The organism is Kitasatospora sp. NPDC057512 (genome assembly GCF_042802135.1).
In the GTDB taxonomy this organism is placed as follows: domain Bacteria; phylum Actinomycetota; class Actinomycetes; order Streptomycetales; family Streptomycetaceae; genus Kitasatospora.
Genome location: NZ_JBHVET010000085.1, coordinates 1 through 17,695 on the forward strand (window position 1 = coordinate 1; position 17,695 = coordinate 17,695).

General features: G+C 74.1%; 17 protein-coding genes. 5 read left to right on the plus strand and 12 right to left on the minus strand.

Annotated elements, in window-relative coordinates:
• Nucleotides 1-23: 23 nt before the first annotated feature.
• Entirely contained in the window at nucleotides 24-413 is a 390-nt protein-coding gene (locus tag ACFU6K_RS08750) for a thioredoxin family protein (protein WP_380661747.1), read from the minus strand.
• 212 nt (nucleotides 414-625) lie between these two features.
• Between ACFU6K_RS08750 and ACFU6K_RS08755 the strand changes: the two genes are divergently transcribed.
• The 3 genes from ACFU6K_RS08755 to ACFU6K_RS08765 are packed head-to-tail and all read left to right on the plus strand — an operon-like array spanning nucleotide 626 to nucleotide 2,653.
• On the plus strand, nucleotides 626-1,204 hold the full coding sequence (locus ACFU6K_RS08755) for a hypothetical protein (RefSeq protein WP_380661748.1): 579 nt from the start codon (nucleotides 626-628) through the stop codon (nucleotides 1,202-1,204).
• A 46-nt stretch (nucleotides 1,205-1,250) separates the two neighbouring features.
• Nucleotides 1,251-1,823 (plus strand): sigma-70 family RNA polymerase sigma factor, encoded by a 573-nt coding sequence (locus ACFU6K_RS08760; protein WP_082345936.1) that lies wholly within the window; start codon nucleotides 1,251-1,253, stop codon nucleotides 1,821-1,823.
• Nucleotides 1,820-2,653 carry an anti-sigma factor family protein gene (locus ACFU6K_RS08765; protein WP_380661749.1) on the plus strand — a complete coding sequence of 278 codons (834 nt, stop codon included), beginning with the start codon at nucleotides 1,820-1,822 and terminating at the stop codon, nucleotides 2,651-2,653. The genes ACFU6K_RS08760 and ACFU6K_RS08765 overlap by 4 nt, the downstream gene beginning before the upstream one ends.
• Here the strand turns inward: ACFU6K_RS08765 and ACFU6K_RS08770 are convergent.
• The 4 genes from ACFU6K_RS08770 to ACFU6K_RS08785 form a co-directional block, all read right to left on the minus strand.
• On the minus strand, nucleotides 2,621-3,382 hold the full coding sequence (locus ACFU6K_RS08770; RefSeq protein ID WP_380661751.1) for a hypothetical protein: 762 nt from the start codon (nucleotides 3,380-3,382) through the stop codon (nucleotides 2,621-2,623). The two genes, ACFU6K_RS08765 and ACFU6K_RS08770, sit on opposite strands and share 33 nt — an antisense overlap.
• Complete coding sequence (locus tag ACFU6K_RS08775; protein ID WP_380661752.1) at nucleotides 3,379-4,020, minus strand: hypothetical protein; 642 nt, start codon at nucleotides 4,018-4,020, stop codon at nucleotides 3,379-3,381. The genes ACFU6K_RS08770 and ACFU6K_RS08775 overlap by 4 nt, the downstream gene beginning before the upstream one ends.
• Before the next feature lie 869 nt (nucleotides 4,021-4,889).
• The gene (locus ACFU6K_RS08780) at nucleotides 4,890-5,402 is read right to left on the minus strand and encodes a DUF1990 family protein (protein WP_380661753.1); all 513 of its coding nucleotides are present in this window, start codon (nucleotides 5,400-5,402) and stop codon (nucleotides 4,890-4,892) included.
• The gene (locus ACFU6K_RS08785; protein ID WP_380661766.1) at nucleotides 5,399-6,289 is read right to left on the minus strand and encodes a YndJ family protein; all 891 of its coding nucleotides are present in this window, start codon (nucleotides 6,287-6,289) and stop codon (nucleotides 5,399-5,401) included. The genes ACFU6K_RS08780 and ACFU6K_RS08785 overlap by 4 nt, the downstream gene beginning before the upstream one ends.
• 222 nt (nucleotides 6,290-6,511) lie before the next feature.
• Here ACFU6K_RS08785 and ACFU6K_RS08790 point away from each other — a divergent pair, with 222 nt between their 5' ends.
• Nucleotides 6,512-6,781 (plus strand): DUF1876 domain-containing protein, encoded by a 270-nt coding sequence (locus ACFU6K_RS08790; RefSeq protein WP_380661755.1) that lies wholly within the window; start codon nucleotides 6,512-6,514, stop codon nucleotides 6,779-6,781.
• A 166-nt stretch (nucleotides 6,782-6,947) separates the two neighbouring features.
• Here the strand turns inward: ACFU6K_RS08790 and ACFU6K_RS08795 are convergent, their stop codons facing one another.
• From ACFU6K_RS08795 to ACFU6K_RS08825, 7 genes are all read right to left on the minus strand, one after another.
• A complete protein-coding gene (locus tag ACFU6K_RS08795) occupies nucleotides 6,948-7,433 on the minus strand; it encodes a PPOX class F420-dependent oxidoreductase (RefSeq protein WP_380661756.1) in 486 nt (161 codons plus the stop codon).
• A gap of 31 nt (nucleotides 7,434-7,464) precedes the next feature.
• Nucleotides 7,465-9,075: a cytochrome bc complex cytochrome b subunit gene (locus tag ACFU6K_RS08800; RefSeq protein ID WP_380661758.1), complete on the minus strand. Its 1,611-nt coding sequence runs from the start codon at nucleotides 9,073-9,075 to the stop codon at nucleotides 7,465-7,467.
• 123 nt (nucleotides 9,076-9,198) lie between these two features.
• Nucleotides 9,199-10,242: a glycosyltransferase gene (locus ACFU6K_RS08805; RefSeq protein WP_380661759.1), complete on the minus strand. Its 1,044-nt coding sequence runs from the start codon at nucleotides 10,240-10,242 to the stop codon at nucleotides 9,199-9,201.
• An 87-nt stretch (nucleotides 10,243-10,329) separates the two neighbouring features.
• On the minus strand, nucleotides 10,330-10,677 hold the full coding sequence (locus tag ACFU6K_RS08810) for a nuclear transport factor 2 family protein (protein WP_380661760.1): 348 nt from the start codon (nucleotides 10,675-10,677) through the stop codon (nucleotides 10,330-10,332).
• 12 nt (nucleotides 10,678-10,689) lie between these two features.
• A complete protein-coding gene (gene car / locus ACFU6K_RS08815) occupies nucleotides 10,690-14,184 on the minus strand; it encodes a carboxylic acid reductase (protein ID WP_380661761.1) in 3,495 nt (1,164 codons plus the stop codon).
• Entirely contained in the window at nucleotides 14,181-15,377 is a 1,197-nt protein-coding gene (locus tag ACFU6K_RS08820) for a cytochrome P450 (RefSeq protein ID WP_380661763.1), read from the minus strand. Before ACFU6K_RS08820 ends, car begins: the two co-directional genes overlap by 4 nt.
• A 29-nt stretch (nucleotides 15,378-15,406) precedes the next feature.
• Nucleotides 15,407-16,159: an oxidoreductase gene (locus ACFU6K_RS08825; RefSeq protein ID WP_380661764.1), complete on the minus strand. Its 753-nt coding sequence runs from the start codon at nucleotides 16,157-16,159 to the stop codon at nucleotides 15,407-15,409.
• Between the two features lie 385 nt (nucleotides 16,160-16,544).
• Between ACFU6K_RS08825 and ACFU6K_RS08830 the strand changes: the two genes are divergently transcribed.
• Entirely contained in the window at nucleotides 16,545-17,633 is a 1,089-nt protein-coding gene (locus ACFU6K_RS08830) for an NADH:flavin oxidoreductase (protein WP_380661765.1), read from the plus strand.
• Nucleotides 17,634-17,695: the final 62 nt, after the last annotated feature.

Sequence of the window (17,695 nt, forward strand, 5' to 3'; positions counted from 1 at the left end):
CCCCGGGCCCTCGGACGTCCGGATCAGGCCTGGCCGCCGGCCGCCTGCTCCTCGGCGACCTTGCGCTTCACCTCGGTCATGTCCAGCTCACGGGCCTGGCCGATCAGGTCCTCGAACACCGCCTCCGGCAGCGCTCCGGGCTGCGAGAAGACGAGCACGCCCTCGCGGATGATCGCGAGCGTCGGGATCGACTGGATGTCGAACGCGGCCGCCAGCTCCTGCTGCGCCTCGGTGTCCACCTTGGCGAAGACCAGGTCCGAGTGGCGCTCGGCGGCCTTCTCGTACACCGGGGCGAACTGGCGGCACGGCCCGCACCACCCGGCCCAGAAGTCGATGAAGACGAAGTCCTTGCCCTCCGGGCCCGGGACGATCTCGTCGAAGTTCTCCCTGGTCAGCTCGACCGTGTTGCTCATCTCGTGATTCCTTCCCTTCCGGAGGTGGCGGTTCAGGCCATGTGCCCGCCACAACCGTCCCGGTCGACGGGGTATTCCGCCGGGTGTCGCGGCGGCTGTGCGACGGCGGTCCCCGGTGCCCCGGGTGCCCGGGAGTGAGCAACCGGCGGCCGCCGCCCGTACGGAAGGGTGTCCGGTCCGTTCCGACCCCTTCCCCCCGAGGGAGGTACCCCATGCGCAGCACACTCCGCACCCGGCGGACGCTCGCGCTGACCGCGTCCGGCATCGCGGCGGCCGCCCTGATCGCCGGCTGCGGATCGTCCGGCGGATCCTCCGGTCCGTCGAGCAGCCCGAGCAGTCCGAGCACCCCGGCGGCCGTCACCCTGCGGACCGCCCAGGACCCGAAGCTGGGCACGATCGTCACCGACAGCGCCGGCTTCACGCTCTACCGCTTCGACCAGGACCGGAACAGTCCGCCGGAGTCCTACTGCAACGGCAGCTGCGCCGTCATCTGGCCGCCCGAGCACGCCGACGGCAACGTCACGGTGAAGGGCATCGACAGCAAGCTGGTCGGCACCGTCACCCGCGACGACGGCACCAGGCAGGTCACCCTGAACGGCTGGCCGGCCTACCGCTACTCGCCGGACACCAAGCCCGGCGACACCAAGGGCCAGGGCGTGGCGGGCACCTGGTTCGCGCTGACCCCGACCGGCGGCAGGGCGGGCGCCGCGAACTCCGGCCCGGCGCCCGGCACCCCGGCGCCCGGCAACCAGACGCCCGGAAACCCGATGCCGAGCACCCCGGGCTACTGACCGGTTCCGATGACCGGCTCCGACCGCCCTCGCCCAGGAGGACCGGGTGCGCAACGATGAAGTGGTGACCGAGGAGCACCCCGTCGGCCGCACCGGCGGCCACGACACGGGGGCGCCGGACGAGGACCTGATGCGCGCCCTGTACCGGGAGCATGCCGGTCCGCTGTTCGGGTTCGTGCTCCACCTGGTCGCCGGGGACCGCCAGCGGGCCGAGGACGTCGTGCAGGAGACCCTGCTCCGCGCCTGGCGCAACATCCACCGGCTCGACCCGGAGGCCGGTTCGCTGCGGCCCTGGCTGGTCACCGTCGCGCGGCGGATCGTGATCGACGGCCACCGCGGCGCCATGGCCCGGCCGCGCGAGGTGGACGCCTCGGCGCTGGAGCAGCTGCCCGCCGAGGACGAGATCGACCGGGCGCTGCGGATGATGACCGTCGCGGACGCGCTCGGCGACCTCTCGCCCGTGCACCGGGAGATCATCGTCGAGACCTACCTGAAGGGCCGTACGGCCAACGAGGCGGCCGCCGAACTCGGCATCCCGGCCGGGACGGTGCGCTCGCGGGTGTTCTACGCGCTGCGCTCGCTCAGGCTCGCGCTGGAGGAACGGGGAGTGACATCGTGACCAGGCACCCCGACCCCGGCCCCGGCCCCGGCCCCGGCCGCGACCCCGACCCCGGCCCCGGCCCCGGCCGCGACCCCGACCCCGGCCCCGGCCCCGGCCGCGACCCCGACCCCGGCCCCGGCGGCCCGGTGCACGTCGACGCCGGCGCGTACCTCCTCGGACTGCTGGAACCCGCCGAGCGCGCCGCCTTCGAGCGGCACCTCGCCGACTGCCCGCAGTGCGCCGAACAGGTGGCCCAACTCGGGCCCATGGAGCCGCTGTTGGCCGAGTACGCGGCCACCGCGCGGGCGGCCGGGGCGGACCCGGCCGGTCCCGCTCCACAGCCGGACCCCCGGCTGCTGGACCGGCTGGTCGCCGAGGTCGGTGCCACCCGGCGGCGGGGCCGGGTGCGGCGGCTGGTGCTGGCCCTGGCCGCCACCGCGATGGTGGCGGCCGGCCCCGCCGTCACCGCCGCGGTGCTCACCGCCGACAACACCCCGGCGGTGGTCGCGGTGGCCGAGCAGTTCAGCGCCACCGACCCGGGCACCGGCGCGCACGCGACGGTCGGCCTGGACGGCACCGCCTGGGGAACCCAGGTCAGCCTGCAACTCTCCGGCGTCCACGGCCCGTTGACCTGTAGCCTGGTCGCCGTCTCGCACACCGGCGAGCAGCAGACGGTCACCACCTGGTCCGTCCCGGCGGGCGGCTACGGGAGCGGCGGCGGGAGCGGCGACGGCACCGTACGCACCACCGGCGGCGCGGCCTTCCGACTGGCGGACATCGACCACTTCGAGGTCCGCGTCCAGGACGGCGGCGCGCTACTGGTCGCGATCCCCGTACACCAGCCCTGAACCCCAGCGGATCGTGTACGACTCCAGCCGCTCCACCCGGGCCGTGCCCCGGACGCCCGGCCAGTGCGGGCTCGGCTCGCCGCCGCCGGTCATGTGCTCCCGGCCCCAGAGCCGGCTCCAGCCGGTCCGCAGCGGCGGCTCGAAGCTGTGCCACTGCCCGCAGCCGCAGGGCGTCAGCACCCGCGCGCAGCAGCGGCACAGCTCGGCCCGGCCGCGGCTGTGACCGTCGCCGTCGCCGGGGCCGGGGCCGGTCGGGAGCGGCACCGGTGGGCCCTGCTCCCCGCAGGCCGGACAGCCGGGCAGCACGACGCCGTCCAGCAGCGCGTTCTGCCGCCGGACGTAGTCGGGCAGCCGCAACGGCGGGTGCAGGAACGGGTCGTGCTCCCAGGCCGCGTTCGGCGAACCCCACCAGCGCACGTGCCACCAGGCCGTCTCCGGGGGCAGCCGCCGCCCGGCCCGCTTCTGCGCCCGGCGCCGCTCCGCGTACTCCTCGGCCCTGGCCCGCCACAGCTCGCGCGCCTCGTGCAACTCGTCCACCGCGCGGACCAGGGCGTCCGGGTCGGCCTCCAGGAGGCGCGGCATCCGGGCGCTGACGGTGAGGTGGTGGTACGTCGCCCGCAGGCCGTACGGGGCGAAAAGGGTCAGGCAGGTGCGCAGCGCGCTGTGCCGCCGGTACAGCGGGAGCGAGGCGTCGTGCACCCGGGCCCGGTGGGTGTGGAAGCTGGTCATGACGGTGGCTCCAGGTTCAGGTCCAGGGCTCGGGCGAGCGCGGCGGTGACGGCGGCGGCGTGCCCGGGCAGCTGCCGCTCGGCCCAGCCCGCCGCGAGCGCGAGGAAGTCGCGCAGGTCCCGCTCGGCCCCGGCGAGCAGCCGGCGCAGCTCGTCCACCGGCAGCTCGACCACCGGGCTGTCCGGGTTCTCGCTGTCCTGGGTCAGCCGGACCACCCGGCCGACGCACTCGGCCCGGGCGTCGGGGTCGTGGCCGAACCAGGCGGTGCCGGGCCCGTCCGTGACGTCCAGCCACTCGCGCCAGTCCTCCAGCCCGTTGCAGCAGCCCGGCCTGAAGACGGCTCCGGTGGCGGAGTCGGTCACCACCAGCCCGCCGGGGGCGTAGGGGTGTGGCTCGCTCGACAGCCCGTGCAGGAAGGCGCCCAACGGGTCCGCCGGCCGGGGGCCGCGCCCCTCGGCCTGCCCGGGGTCGGGCTCGACGTCGTTGCAGTCCGCCAGCCGCCACACCGCCGTGCCCACCTCGTCCGACGTCAACCGCCCGTCCAGCGTGAGATCGCCGTACGGCCCGAGCTCGGCCGTCGGCCAGAGCGTGAAGCCGTCGGGGGCGAAGATCTCCAGGACCGGTCGCATCGACGTCATCCGCCGATCATCCCGAACACACCACCGCCCCGACCAGCGGTTTTACGCCCCCGCCCCCGCCCAGTCGATCCCCGCCCCGCGGCCGAGCCCGCCCCGCCCGACGGGCCCGGAGGCCCAATCGGCCTCCGCCGCCACCTGCTCGGCCGCGGCCGCCCATCTCACCGCCGCCGTCCAGCCGGCCCGCCCTCCGACCGGCTTCCGCCAGCGCTCAGGCGGTCTGCGCCGCGATGTGGGTGAGTGTGGGCCGGCCGTGTCGGGCGGAGCGCTGCCGCAACCGACCTCCGCTGTCCGAACAAGCACGCCCCAACCGACCGGCCTCCGCTGCCCGGCGGCAGTCGCCCGACTGGCCTTCACCATGGCTCGGCTGGCCCTGCCATCAAGCCGACGCCTGCCGCCGTCGCTCGGCCGGCCTGTGCCGGGACGGGGGTCGGTTGCGGGCCTTCAGTTTCGGGCAGAGCTTCTCCCGACTGGCCTTTGTCGTCGGGCGATTGCCGCTCGACCAGCTCGCCATCCGACTGGCCTTCGCGAGGCGCTCGGGCGGCCACTCCGCCATCGCCTGGGCGGTCCGCGCCGCGATGTGGGTGAGTGCGGGCCTGCGGCGTCGGATGCCGTCGGGCGGTTGCCGCTCGACCGGCTCGCCATCCGACCGGCCTTCGCGAGGCGCTCGGGCGGCCACTCCGCCAGCGCTCAGGCGGTCTGCGCCGCGATGGGGGTGGGTGTGGGCCCGCAGCGTCGGGTGGGTTGGTTGATGACGGTGGTGGCGAGCTGCCCCTCCAGGTGGTCTGTGCCGGGATGTGGGTGTGTGGGGGCTGGGGGTTGGCGAGCGGGGGTGTGCCAGGGGGATCGGGTGGTTGGTGGTGGGGCGCTGTTCAGGCGGCCTGGGCCGCGATGCGGGTGAGGACGCGTCCGCAGTGGTGGGCGAAGGCGCGTTGGGCGAGGGGGAGGAGTGGGCCGGCGAGGCGGGCGTACCAGGCGACCGGGCGGCTGAAGGCGGTGACGGAGAACCGGACTTCGCCGTCGGGGGTGAGTTCGACCAGGAAGGTCTCCTCGCCCTGGGCCAGGTGGCCGGTCCTGGTGCCGTAGGTGAAGCCGTACCGGTCCGGGCCGTCGGTCGCGGCCAGGACCCGGTTGGGGGCGCCGGCCCGCAGGGGGCCGAGGCCGATGGCGCAGTGCACGGCGACGCCGGGGGCGGCGCGGTCGGCCGTCGCGTCGATCCGGACGCCCGCGAGCCGGTGCATCCGCCAGTCGAGCAGGGCGGCGCCGGCGGCCTCCAGGGCGGGGCGGCCGTGGCCGATGAGGGCGCTGTGCCGCAGGTGGTTGTAGCCGGTGGGCAGTCGGCCGGTGCGGCTGGCGCCCTGCTCGGGGTAGCTGTAGTCGTTCATCGGGCGGTCTCCGTCGTGTCGGTCCGGGCCGCGTCGATCCGGGCCGCTGCGGTCCGGTCCGCGGTGATCCGGCGCCAGGCGAGCAGCGCGCAGAGGGCGAAGCCGAGCGCGTTGCCGACGCCGTGGGTGGCGGCCATCCAGGTCAGGGTGGGGTGGGGGAGTCCGGCGGCCCGGCCGAGTGCCCACCACAGGGCGAGCAGCATGGTGAGCGCGAGGACGGCCGAGGAGGCGGCGAGCAGCCGGGCGGTGGTCCGGTCGCCGCCGCGGGGGCGCAGGTCGCGCCAGGTGACCAGGCCGACCAGCCACATTCCGGTGGTCAGGACGGCGGCCCCGGCGAACTGCCACCAGTTGCCGAGGAAGTACCCGGCCAGCACCAGCAGGGTGCCCGCCGGGACGCTGAGTGCCGCGCAGCGGGCCGGGGCGGAGCCCGGGCGGGCGGCGCGGCAGACCAGCCCGGCGACCAGGGCGGCGGTGAACCCGGCGTAGTGGAAGTGTGGGACGGTGAGCGCCAGGATGTGCGGTTCGAAGCCGAACAGCGGGTAGCCGGAGCGCTCGGCGACCAGGGCGACCCCGGCGACCGAGGGCGCGGCGAGCGCGGTGAGCACCGCGACCTCGGCGGGGGCGAGCGAGCGGGTGCGGGCCAGCCGCAGGGGGGCGTGCAGGGCGACGGCCAGGGTGCCGAGCGCGTAGAGCAGGGCGCAGCCGGTGGCGAGGCCGCCGCCGCGGGGCAGCCAGAGCGAGAGCGCGCCGGGGACGGCGGCGAGCGGCCAGAGCCGGCGGACCCGGGCGAGGCCGGGCTCGTCGACCAGGGCGAGGCCGAGCGGCACGACGGCGCCCATGCCGAGTAGGACCAGCAGGTCGACCAGTTCCGTGGTGCCCGGGCCCATCGCGGACACGGCCGTCGTGGTCACAGCCAGCGCGGACGCGGCCATCGTGGACACACCCCCTTGAACGCGTTCAAATAGCTTGCGCCACCGACTCTACGCGGCGGAGTTGAACACGTTCAACTCGGTGCCGGTGCCGCCCCCGGTACCGCCCCGCCCGGCTGGCCTGGTGTTCACGGTGGGTGCGGCGCACTCTGGAGGGGTAACCGATGGAGGTGATCCGCCATGCAGACTCTGGTCGGTTGGCACATCGAGATGGAGTTCCGCGAAGAGGGGCCGCGGACCAGCGCCGCCGCACTGCTGCGGCTGCGCGACGGGAGCGAACTGCGCGCCCACGGCTACAGCAGCCGCCACCCCTCCGACCCGGAGCAGCTGAGGGTCGGCGAGGAGATCGCGGGGGCCCGCGCGCTCAACGAGCTCGCCTCGCAGCTGCTCACCAAGGCCCACGCCGAGATCCAGGAGGTCAGTCCGGTCCCGACCCACCCGCTGTCGTGACCTCCGGCCTCACCCGCTGTGGTGACCTCCGGCCCCACCCACTGTCGTGACCTCCGGCCCGCTGCCACGCGTCGCGTCCAGGTGCCGGGAAAGCGCCGAGTGCCGGGGCGGACCTTCTCAAGGCCCCGGCACTCGACGGAGGTTGACGATCGGACGGGACGATCCGTCAGTTGACGCAGTAGGTGGCCGGCGGTAGCCACTCCGGCCCGACCAGTCGCTGTTCGAGTTCGTTCAGCGTGATCCGGATGCCGACCGTCCCGGCCAGCCCCACCCGGAACCGGCTGCGGGCGAGCGCGATCAGCGCCGTCAGGCCGTACTTGTTGATCAGTGAGGTGCGGTAGCGGGCGGTGTCGTCGGCGTCGCAGAGCCGGGCCCGGGCCGGGACCCGGCGGCCGGTGGGGCGCCCGTGGGCGTCGCAGGGGCCGATCAGCACCCGGGGGTGGCGGCGGATCCGTTCGGCCTCGCCGGAGTGGGCCGGGGTCCAGACCCCGAGGGCCGTGCCGTCCTGCACCACCCAGAGCTGCGACTCCATCCGGCTGCCGTCCTCGCCGAAGGTGGTGAGCAGGAGGTACCTGCTGTCGGCGATCCGGTCGGTCCGGTCGGCTTGGTCGCTTCGGTCGCTTCGGTCGCTTCGGTCGGTTCGGTCGTGCACCTGTCCTCCCTGTGCCATCGGGGGGCGCGGGTCAGTGCCCGTGGCCCTCGGTGATCTCGTGGAACTCCTCGGCGGTGGGCTTGGGGATCTGGCCGCCCTCGCCGTGGAACCCGCGGGAGAGCCGGGTCCGGGTGCGGGTGAGCACCCCCACCGGGCGGGCCACTCCATTCTCGTCCACCGGGGCGGGCAGTTCGAGGGGGCGGGGCTGTTCGTGCGCCGTGAGCAGGTGCAGTTCCCGCGGGGTGAGCCGGGCGTGCGCCTCGGTGAACTCGCCGTGCGGCAGGCGCTTGATGACGCCCGTCTCGCGGCCGTGCAGCACCTTCTCCCTGTCGCGGCGCTGGAGGCCGAGGCACCAGCGCTTGGTGATGACGAAGACGGCGACCGGGACGGCGAAGAAGCCGACGCGGGCGGCGTACGTGATGGAGTTGAGCGACAGGTGCAGGTGGGTGGCGATCAGGTCGTTGCCGCCGGCCGCCAGGGCGACCAGGTAGAGGCTGATCCAGGCGGCGCCGAGCGCGGTGCGGACGGGCGCGTTGCGCGGCCGGTCGAGCAGGTGGTGCTCCCGCTTGTCGTCGGTCAGCCAGCCCTCGATGAACGGGTAGACGGCGATGGCGCCCAGGACGAGCGGGAACAGCGCGAACGGGATGAGCACCCCGAGGTTGAGGGTGTGTCCCCACAGCCCGATCTCCCAGCCGGGCATGATCCGGATCAGGCCCTCGGCGAAGCCCATGTACCAGTCGGGCTGGGCGTCGGTGGAGACCTGGTCGGGGCGGTACGGGCCGTACGCCCAGATCGGGTTGACGGTCGCGATCGCGGCGACCAGCGCGACGATGCCGAAAACGAGGAAGAAGAACCCGCCGGCCTTGGCCATGTAGACCGGCATCAGCGGCATGCCGACGACGTTCTTCTCGGTCTTTCCGGGGCCCGCCCACTGGGTGTGCTTGTGGTAGAAGACCAGGATCAGGTGGGCCACCAGCAGGCCGAGCATGATGCCCGGGATCAGCAGCACGTGGATGGTGAAGAACCGCGGCACGATGTCGTGGCCGGGGAACTCCCCGCCGAACAGGAACATCTGGATGTAGGTGCCGACCAGCGGTACGGCGAGGATCGAGCCCTCGATGAACCGGATGCCGGTGCCGGAGAGCAGGTCGTCGGGCAGGGAGTAGCCGAAGAAGCCGTCCAGCATGCCGAGGAAGAGCAGCAGGAAGCCGAAGACCCAGTTGATCTCGCGCGGCTTGCGGAAGGCGCCGGTGAAGAACACCCGCATCATGTGGACGAACATGGCGGCGACGAAGACGATCGCCGCCCAGTGGTGGATCTGCCGGATCAGCAGGCCGCCGCGCACCTCGAAGCTGATGTCCACGGTGGAGGCGTAGGCCTCCGACATCGGGACGCCCTTGAGCGGCACGTACGAGCCGGCGTAGACCACCTCGCCCATGCTGGGCTTGAAGAACAGTGTCAGCCAGACACCGGTCAGGATGATGATCAGAAAGGTGTAGAGGCAGATCTCGCCCAGCATGAAGGACCAGTGGTCCGGGAAGATCTTCCGCAGGTTGGCCCTGGCCAGGGAGTAGATCCCCAGCCGGCCGTCCGCCCAGTCGGCGGCCCGCTGCCCCCGCCCAGGGCTCTGATTCCGGGTCATGTGCACGCACCTCGGTCCGAAGGAAGCGGGGAGGGGTCCCCGATTCGCACTGGTGCCCACGATAACCGGGGGGTAATCCCCATTTCCATCCGGGGTGGTCGATGCGCCGAAGGGCGGCGGGTGCTAGACGGTCGGTGGTTCCACCCGGCCGTACGCCTCCGGCGGGATCGGGAAGTGCCTCAGCAACTCCTCCATCCAGGCGGCCGGATGGGTGGCCGTGGCCGCGCCGCCGGGCAGGGCGCGCGCCTTGCGGAGGCCGTCGAGCAGCGCCTCGACCGCGGCCTCGGTGGTGTACCGCTCGGAGACCCAGCGGCGGCCCGCCCGCCGCACCTCGTCCTGGCCGGGCAGGTCGAGCAGTTCGAGGGCCCGGTCCGCCAGCCGGTCCGTTTCGAGCTCCGGAATCCGCCACGCGGACGGCGAGTCGAACAGTTCCGCTCCGCCGCCGCCGGCGTAACCGGTCACCAGGCAGCCGCTGGCCATCGCCTCGGCCGGCGGCAGTCCGAAGCCCTCGCCCTCGGGCGCTCCCAGCGCGATGAACACCGAGGTGTCCGACAGCACGCGGGCGACCTCCTCGTGCGGAACCGCGTGGATGTCGTACAGCTCGACGCCCCTGGACCGCGGGTCGGCGTGGAGCAGGCGGTGGAGCAGCGTGCTCTCGACGGGGCGCTTGCGGGACATCCACGCGATGCGCCGGACCCGCCCGGTCGACGCCGGCCGGAACAATCCGGTGTCGACGGTGTTCGGCACCAGGTGCGGTTCGAACCCGGGCAGGGCGCGGCGGAGCATGGCGGCGCCCGCCTTCGAGACCGTCCACAGGGCCGGCCGGGCCGACCAGCCCGGGTACGGGCCGGGGGCGGGGCAGGTCAGGAAGTGGACGTAGTGCCCCTGCGAGTAGACGACCTTGCGGCCGCCGGGCGCCGGGTCGCGGCCCGGCAGCACGCTGACCTCGGGCAGCACGAGCACGTCCTCGGGCCCGAGGTCCAGGGTCGTCCCGGACAGCGTCGGCACGTCGTCGTCGAACCACGTGTAGCGGAACCCCGGTGTGGGCGTCCAGCGGTACGCCTCGACGCCGGCGGCCCGCAGCAGCGCGACCTGCTGGTTCAGGACGCGGACGCCGCCCAGCGGGAACTGGAACTCGAACGACGCGTAGACGACCCGGACGGTCACCGAACCTCCTTGACGAACCAGCGACTTGAGGGATCCAGGGGCCCCGGAGCCGTGGACCCGCGGATCCAGGGAACCAGGGAACCGGGACTACTGCAGGTGCTCCTCGATCTCGGCGATCAGCCCGTCCTCGAACCGGAAGTAGGTGGTGGCGTGGACCCGGTTCCGGCTGCCGTCCGGCGCCTCCAGCACCAGGACGTGCTGCTGGAGCACCTCGTCGGGCTTGTGGAACCGGCGCACGACCTCGTACCGCAGGGAGTCGACGGTGGCGAGGAATGCGGCGATCCGCTCCAGCCGGGCGTCGATCGGCTGGGTGCCGTCGCCGTCGTTCTGCCACACCGTGGCGCCGGGGGTGCACAGGGCCCGGAAGCCGGCGAGGTCGCGCGACTCCAGCAGCCGCAGACCGGCGTCCACCGTCGCGTCGAGGTCCTGTTCCATGGGCTTCTCCGTTCAGTGCGGGCGGGAAGGAGAGGGGTGCCGGTCGAGCAGGCCGAGGCCGCGCAGGTCGGTGACGTACTTGGCGACGAGCGCGGGGGACAGCCGCGGCACGTCCCGGTCGGGCCCGATCCCGGCCGCCCGGACGGCCTCCCGGAACCGCGGGGCCGGGGCGGGCCGCTCGTCGCCCGGCTGCTCGAAGGCGTGCAGCAGGGGCAGCACCGAGTGGGTGCGCCGGCGTTCCGGCAGGGCCCGGACGGCGGTCGTGAAGCGGGCGAACCAGTCGTCGTAGTCGTCGATGCGCCTGATCGGGTGGCCGTCCTCGACGAGCCAGTCGACGAGGGTGTCCAGCGAGGCGCCGTCGTCGTGCGGGTTCCAGGCGTTGTAGGTGCGGTAGCCGTCCGGGCCAGGGTCGCCCAGCGCGGTGACCGCCTCGGCGAGGAAGTCGACCGGGAGGCCGTCGTACCGCGCGGGCGCGTCGTCGCGGTGGAACGACCGCGGGGCGATCCCGGTGGCCACCAGGCTGAGGACCAGCCGGGTGAACACGTCGGGCACGTTCAGCTGTCCCGGGTACCTGCTGTGCGCGAGGATCATGCCCGACCGGAACGTGGTGACCGGCAGGCCGTACCGTTCGTGGGCCTCCCGCAGCAGCACCTCGCCCGCCCACTTGCCCGCGGCGTACCCGTCGGCGTAGCCGCGGCCGAGGCGGCGGCGCGGGATCGCCTCCCGGACGTCGGCGTCCTCGTCGAGCGCGGACGGCCCGGCCCCGCCGCGCACGGCCACGGTGGACAGGTAGGTGACGGGCTTGAGCCGTTCGGTGAGCGCCAGCCGGACCAGTTCGGCGGTGCCCGCGACGTTGGGGCCGAACAGCTCGGCGTACGGCAGCACGTGGTTGACCAGCGCGGCCGGGTGGACGACCAGGTCCACCGACTCGGCCAGCCCGTTCCACACCGCCCGGTCCAGGCCCAGGCGCGGTTCGGCGAGGTCCCCGGCGAGGACGGTCAGCGTGCCGGCGGCCAGTTCCCGGTACCGCCGGGAGGCCTCGCCCCCGTCGCCGAAGGCCCGGGCGAGCCGTTCGGCCGCGTCGGCCGGCGTGCGGCCCCGGACCAGGCAGACCAGCCGGCCGCCGGACGGGGCCAGCCGGCGGAGCCACTCCAGGCAGAGGAAGCGGCCGAGGAACCCGTTGGCGCCGGTCAGCAGGACGGTCCGGGGGGACTCGGCGGGGCCGGGCAGGCCCGGCGCGGCGGCCAGGGTAGGGGCGTCGATGAACCGGTCCGGGGTGAGGTCGCGGGCCCGGACCTCGGTCGCGCCGCCGCCGTGCACGGAGGCGGCCGTGGGCCTGCTCCCCGGGGCGGTGCGCCGGGCCTCGACGTAGGCCGCCACTGCGGCCAGGTCGGTGGCCGGACCGATGACGACGCCGACCGGCACCTCGACGTCCAGGACCTCCTTCAGGAGGGTGGTGAAGGACAGCGCGGAGAGCGAGTCGCCACCGAGCTCGGTGAACCGCGCGCCGGCGTCCACGCCGGCGTCCGCCCGGCCCAGGACGGCGCGCACGGCCCGGTTCACGGTCTCCTGGACCGGCCGGTCGGCACCGGTCCGGCGCAGTTCCCGCAACTGCCGGCCCTGTTCGTCGGCGAGTTCGGCGTAGCGGCGCTCCAGGGCCCCGCCGTAGCGCTCCAGGAGCCTCGGGCGCAGCAGCTTGTGGCTGTCGGAGAGCAGGCCGTTGGCCGGGCTGAAGGGCTCGGTCTCGATCAGGAAGTCCCGGGGCACCTCGTACGGGTTGAGCCCGTTCTCCCGGGCGGTGCGCCGCAGTTCCCGGTCGATCAGCGGCTTGAGCGCGGCCGGGTCGCCGTCGGCGCCGTCGAGCGCCTCCGGCGTGGGCACCACCACGGCGAGCAGGTGGGCGCGCTCGCTGTTGCCGTACACGAAGACCTGCCGGACCAGCGGGCTGCCGAGGAAGACGCCCTCCAGCCGGGAGACGGTGACGAACTCGCCCTGGGACAGCTTGAGCACGTCCTTGGTGCGGCCGACGTAGACCAGCCGGTCCGGCCCGACCTCGGCCATGATGTCGCCGGTGCGGTAGTAGCCGTCCTCGTCGAAGACGGCGGCGGTGAGCTCGGGCCGGCGGTAGTACCCGGGGATGGCGGCGCTCGTCCTGAGCAGCAGCTCGCCGCGCGGGTGCGGCCGGTCGGTGCGGAAGCAGCCCAGCTCCGGGACGTCGACCAGCTTGTAGTCGAGGACGGGCGGGCGCTGCACCACGGTGTCGAGCAGCACCCCGCCGGCCTCGGTCGAGCCGTACCCGGTGTACAGGTGGAGGCCCAGGCAGGACTCGACGAACTCCGCCACCTCGGCGGACAGCGGCGCCGTCCCGCAGAAGGCCTTCGCCACCCGCCCGCCCAGGACGCTCTCCCGCAGGTGGGCCTTGACGGCCGCGTCGACGTCGCCGGGCCGGCCGGCCCGCCGGTCGAGCTCGCCGCGGTACCGCTGGAAGAGCATGTCGCAGATCCGGGGGACCATGGTCAGCTCGGTGGGCCGGACCAGCGCGATGTCCTCGAACAGGGAGGACAGGTCGCTCCTGGCGGTGAAGCAGCCCAGGCCGCCCCGGGCGAGCGTGCCCAGGACCGACATCCGGCCCGCCTGGTGGCTCTGCGGCATGTAGTGGACGACGACCGACGGCACGTCGGCGGGCCCGTAGACGAATCCCCACCAGGCGTTGCGGGCGAGGCGCTGCGGGTACATCGCCCCCTTCGGGGCGCCGGTGCTGCCGGAGGTGTAGAGGAGCAGGGCCAGCGGGTCTTCGCCCGGGGCGGGGACGTGCAGCGGGGGGTCGGGCAGCAGGGCGCCGCGCCCGACCGCGGCGGTGAGCGTGTCGAGCGCGGCGGTGCCGCCGGCCTCGGCCAGCCGCCGGGCGGCGGCCTCGACGGCGGCGCGCTCGGCGGGGACCGTGGGGTGGTGGTCGAACACCAGGAGGTGGCGGACCGACGGCTGCCCGAGCACCGCGGCGACGGCGGTGTCCAGCCGTTCGACGCTGGTGGCGAGGACCCGCGGCCCGGTCTCCGCGACGATCGGCGCCAGCTGGGAGAGCGGCGCGCTGGCGTGCAGCGGCACGGAGACCAGGCCCAGGTGGACGCCGGCCAGGTCGACGGTGGCGTGGTCGGTGCTGCTGAAACCGAGGACGCAGATCCGGTCGCCCGGGGCCAGCCGGTACCCGGGCTCGTGCGCCCAGGCCCCGGCGAGCGCCCGCACGCGGGCCCACAGCTGCCCGTAGCTGATCGTGTCGTACCTCGGGAGCAGCCGCCCCGTCGCGTGGTCGCGGGCGCGTTCGCCGAGGGCGGGCCGGTCCCGGTAGGCCGCCATGACGGTCGCCATGATCTCGGCCGGGCTGATGGCCGGATCGGCGAGCGCCGCCCGGACGGCCTCGGACTGCCCCGTCGCGCCCGGCCCTTCCACCGGACGCGGGGGCGGGGCGGCGGCCGGGCGGCGGCCGGCCCCGGCCGTGGCGGAGCTCACCAGGCGACCGGCAGGGCTTCGGCCCCGCGGATGAGGCGTTCGGTGCGCCAGCCGATCTGCTCGGGCGGGACGGCGAGGCGCAGATCCGGCAGCCGGCGGATCAGGGAGCCGAGCACGGTGCGCAGTTCCATCCGGGCGAGCTGCGCGCCGAGGCAGTGGTGCACGCCGTGCCCGAAGGTGACGTGCGGGGACGCGTTGCGGTGGAAGTCGATGCGGTCGGGCTGCTCGAAGACCTCCGGGTCCCGGTTGGCCAGCCCGAGTTCGGCGACCACCGCGTCGCCGGCGCGGATCTTCTGCCCGCTGAGTTCCAGGTCCTCGACGGCGATCCGGGTGAACCCGGCGGTGGCGCTGATCGGGACGACCCGGGAGAGCTCCTCCACCGCGCCGGGGATCAGGCCGGGGTCGGCGACCAGCTCCCGCCACAGCTCGGGGCGGGTCAGCAGGGTGTAGACGAAGTTGCCGATCTGGTTGGCGGTGGCCTCCTGGCCGGCGGACAGCAGGCTGACCCCGAGGCCGACCAGTTCCTCCTCGGTGAGCGCGTTCTCCTCGCCCTCGACGGAGGCCAGTTCGCCGAGCAGGTCGGCGGTGGGGTGGACCCGGCGTTCGGCGACCAGGCCCGCCAGGTAGTCGTTCAGGTGCCCGCGGTCGCGGGCGGACAGCTCGGGGTCGGAGAGCGTCAGCAGGCCGTCGACCCAGGAGTTGAACCGGTCGCGGTCGGCGAGCGGCACCCCGAGCAGTTCGCAGATCATGGTGACCGGCAGCGGCCAGGTCAGGGCCTTGGTCAGGTCGGCCGGCGAGCCCGATGCGATCATCGCGTCCAGCAGCTCGTCCACGATCTCCTGGGCGCGCGGCCGCAGCGCCTCGACCCGGCGGAGGGTGAACGGGTTGGCCACCCGGCGCCGGAGCCGGGTGTGCTCGGGCGGGTCCATGCTCAGCATCGAGGTGCGGGGGAGGCCGGCCGAGACCGTGCGGGGCACGTGGTCGCCGACCGCCTCGGCGCGGCTGAACCGGGGGTCGGCCAGCACGGCGCGGACGTCGGCGTAGCGGCTGACCAGCCAGGCGTCCCCGCCGAACGGCAGACGGACCCTCAGCACGGGCTGCTCGCCGCAGACCGCGGCCAGCTCCGGGTCGATGTCGAGCCGGTGCGTCGGGCCGAACGGATAGGCCCGGGGCCCGTCGTCCGTCGCGGTCATGTTGTCAGTCCTTCCGGTCCCGGGGGCGGTCACAGTGCCGCGATCCGCCCGCCGTCGATGACGAGGTTGCTGCCGGTGATCCAGGAGGCGCGCGGGGACACCAGGAACCCGACGGCCTCGGCGATGTCCTCGGTGCGCCCGATCCGGCCGAGCGGGATCCCCTCGGCCCAGTCCGTGGTGTCCGTCCCGAGCCCGAGGTGGTCGGCGATCCCGTCCCGGGCCTCGTCCGCGCCCGGCGTCATGACGTTCCCGGGGGAAAGCGCGACGACCCGGATGCCGTCCGGCGCCAGTTCGGTCGCCAGCCCTTTGTGGTAGACCTCCAGGGCCGCTTTCGCGGCGGCGTAGTGCAGGATCACCGGATAGGACGAGACGGTGGCGATCGAGGACATGTGGACGATGACGCCGCCGCCCCCCGAACGCATCACGGGGACGAGTGCGGAATTGAGCCGGACGGCGGCGAGGAAATTGATGTCGACGGTGTACTGCCAGTCCTTCTCGATGTCCAGTGCGCTCTGGAAGGTCCGGCAGCCGCCGGCGTTGTTGACCACGATGTCCACGCCGCCGAGGATTTCCAGCGCGGTGTCGGCGAATTCCCGGACACCGGCCGCCGTGCTGAGGTCGGACGGTACGAAGGCGGATTCGGCCGGGGTGTCCCCGGTCGGTCTGCGCGCGGTGGTGACGACGGTGGCGCCGCTCTCCAGCAGCTTCCGTGCGATGCCGGCGCCAATGCCGCGGCTTCCGCCGGTGACCACCGCCCGCTTTCCCGCCAGTTCCCGTTCCATTCCGGTGCCGCCGCCTCTCCCTGGTCGGAAAACCTGCTCCGCGACGCGTTTCGGCAGAGGAGACGCCTTTCGGCACATGAGCGGGCACGACCCGGTGCCGATGCGGAAGGGCGGCGCGGAACCACCGCGGACCACTATCCGCGACCCGCTTCGGCAAGGTCAAGAAGATTGTGTCGATGCAGTGCATCGCCTGGCGCGGTGCAGGAATTCGGTCCGCTCGCCAAGGCGGGCCGATGCCGCTGGACGCCGGGAACGATAGCCCCGATAATCGTCGAATTGCCGACGCACGGACCTCCGGTACACGACGGACGGAAACACCGCCGCGGCGCGGCGGGATATCGCCCGGGGCGTCCGGCCCGGAATTCAGACGAACTCGGGAGGAACAATGGCGGGCTTGGGAGAGCCGTTCACCGTGGGCGACCTGACGGTCCCGAACCGGATCGTGATGGCGCCGATGACCAGGATGAAGTCCCCCGGAGGGGTGCCGGGCCCGGACGTCGCGGAGTACTACGCCCGCCGTGCGGCCCACCGGGTGGGGCTGATCGTCACGGAGGGCACCTACATCGGCCGCCCCGCCGCCGCGGCCTACGACGGGGTCCCCCACTTCCACGGCGAGGAGGCCCTGGCGGGCTGGTCCCGGGTGGTGTCGCTGGTCCACGCGGCCGGCGGCCGGATCGTCCCGCAGCTGTGGCACACCGGGGTGCAGCGCCCGGGCACCGAACCGCCCGCCGAGGGGCCCTCCGGGATCGGCCTGGACGGCAACCCGGCCGGGCGGGCCATGAGCCGGCAGGACATCGACGACACCGTGGCCGCCTTCGCGCGCGGTGCCGCGGACGCCGAGCGGCTCGGGTTCGACGGGGTCGAACTGCACGGCGCGCACGGCTACCTGATCGACGACTTCCTGTGGCACGGCACCAACCGCCGCACCGACCGCTACGGCGGCGACCCGGCCTCCCGGGCCCGGTTCGCGGCCGAGGTGGTGCAGGCCGTCCGCGCGGCGGTGAGCCCCGGCTTCCCGGTCCTCTTCCGGCTCTCCCAGTGGAAGGTCGACCACTACGACGCCCGGATCGCGGAGAGCCCGGAGGAGCTGGAGCAGCTGCTGACCCCGCTGGCCGAGGCGGGGGTCGACGCCTTCCACGCCTCCACCCGCCGCTACTGGCTGCCCGAGTTCGAGGGCAGCGACCTCAACCTGGCGGGCTGGGCGCGCAAGCTCACCGGCAAGGCCGCCGTGACGGTCGGTTCGGTCGGACTGGACCGCCAGTACGGCGAGGGCGTGTTCACCGACGGCTTCACCCGGCCGGCCGGGCTCACCGGCATCGAGGAGCTGGTCGAGCGGCTGGAACGCGACGAGTTCGACCTGGTCGCGGTCGGCCGGCCGCTGCTGGCCAACCCCGACTGGGCGGAGCGGGCGCTCGGCGGCGGGCTGGCCGGGGCGGTCCCGTACGACCCGTCGGTGCTCGCGACCCTGGTCTGACCGCAGGGCCGTCCGACCGTCCGACGGAAGGAGGGCCGGGCCCGCGGCACACGCCGCCGACC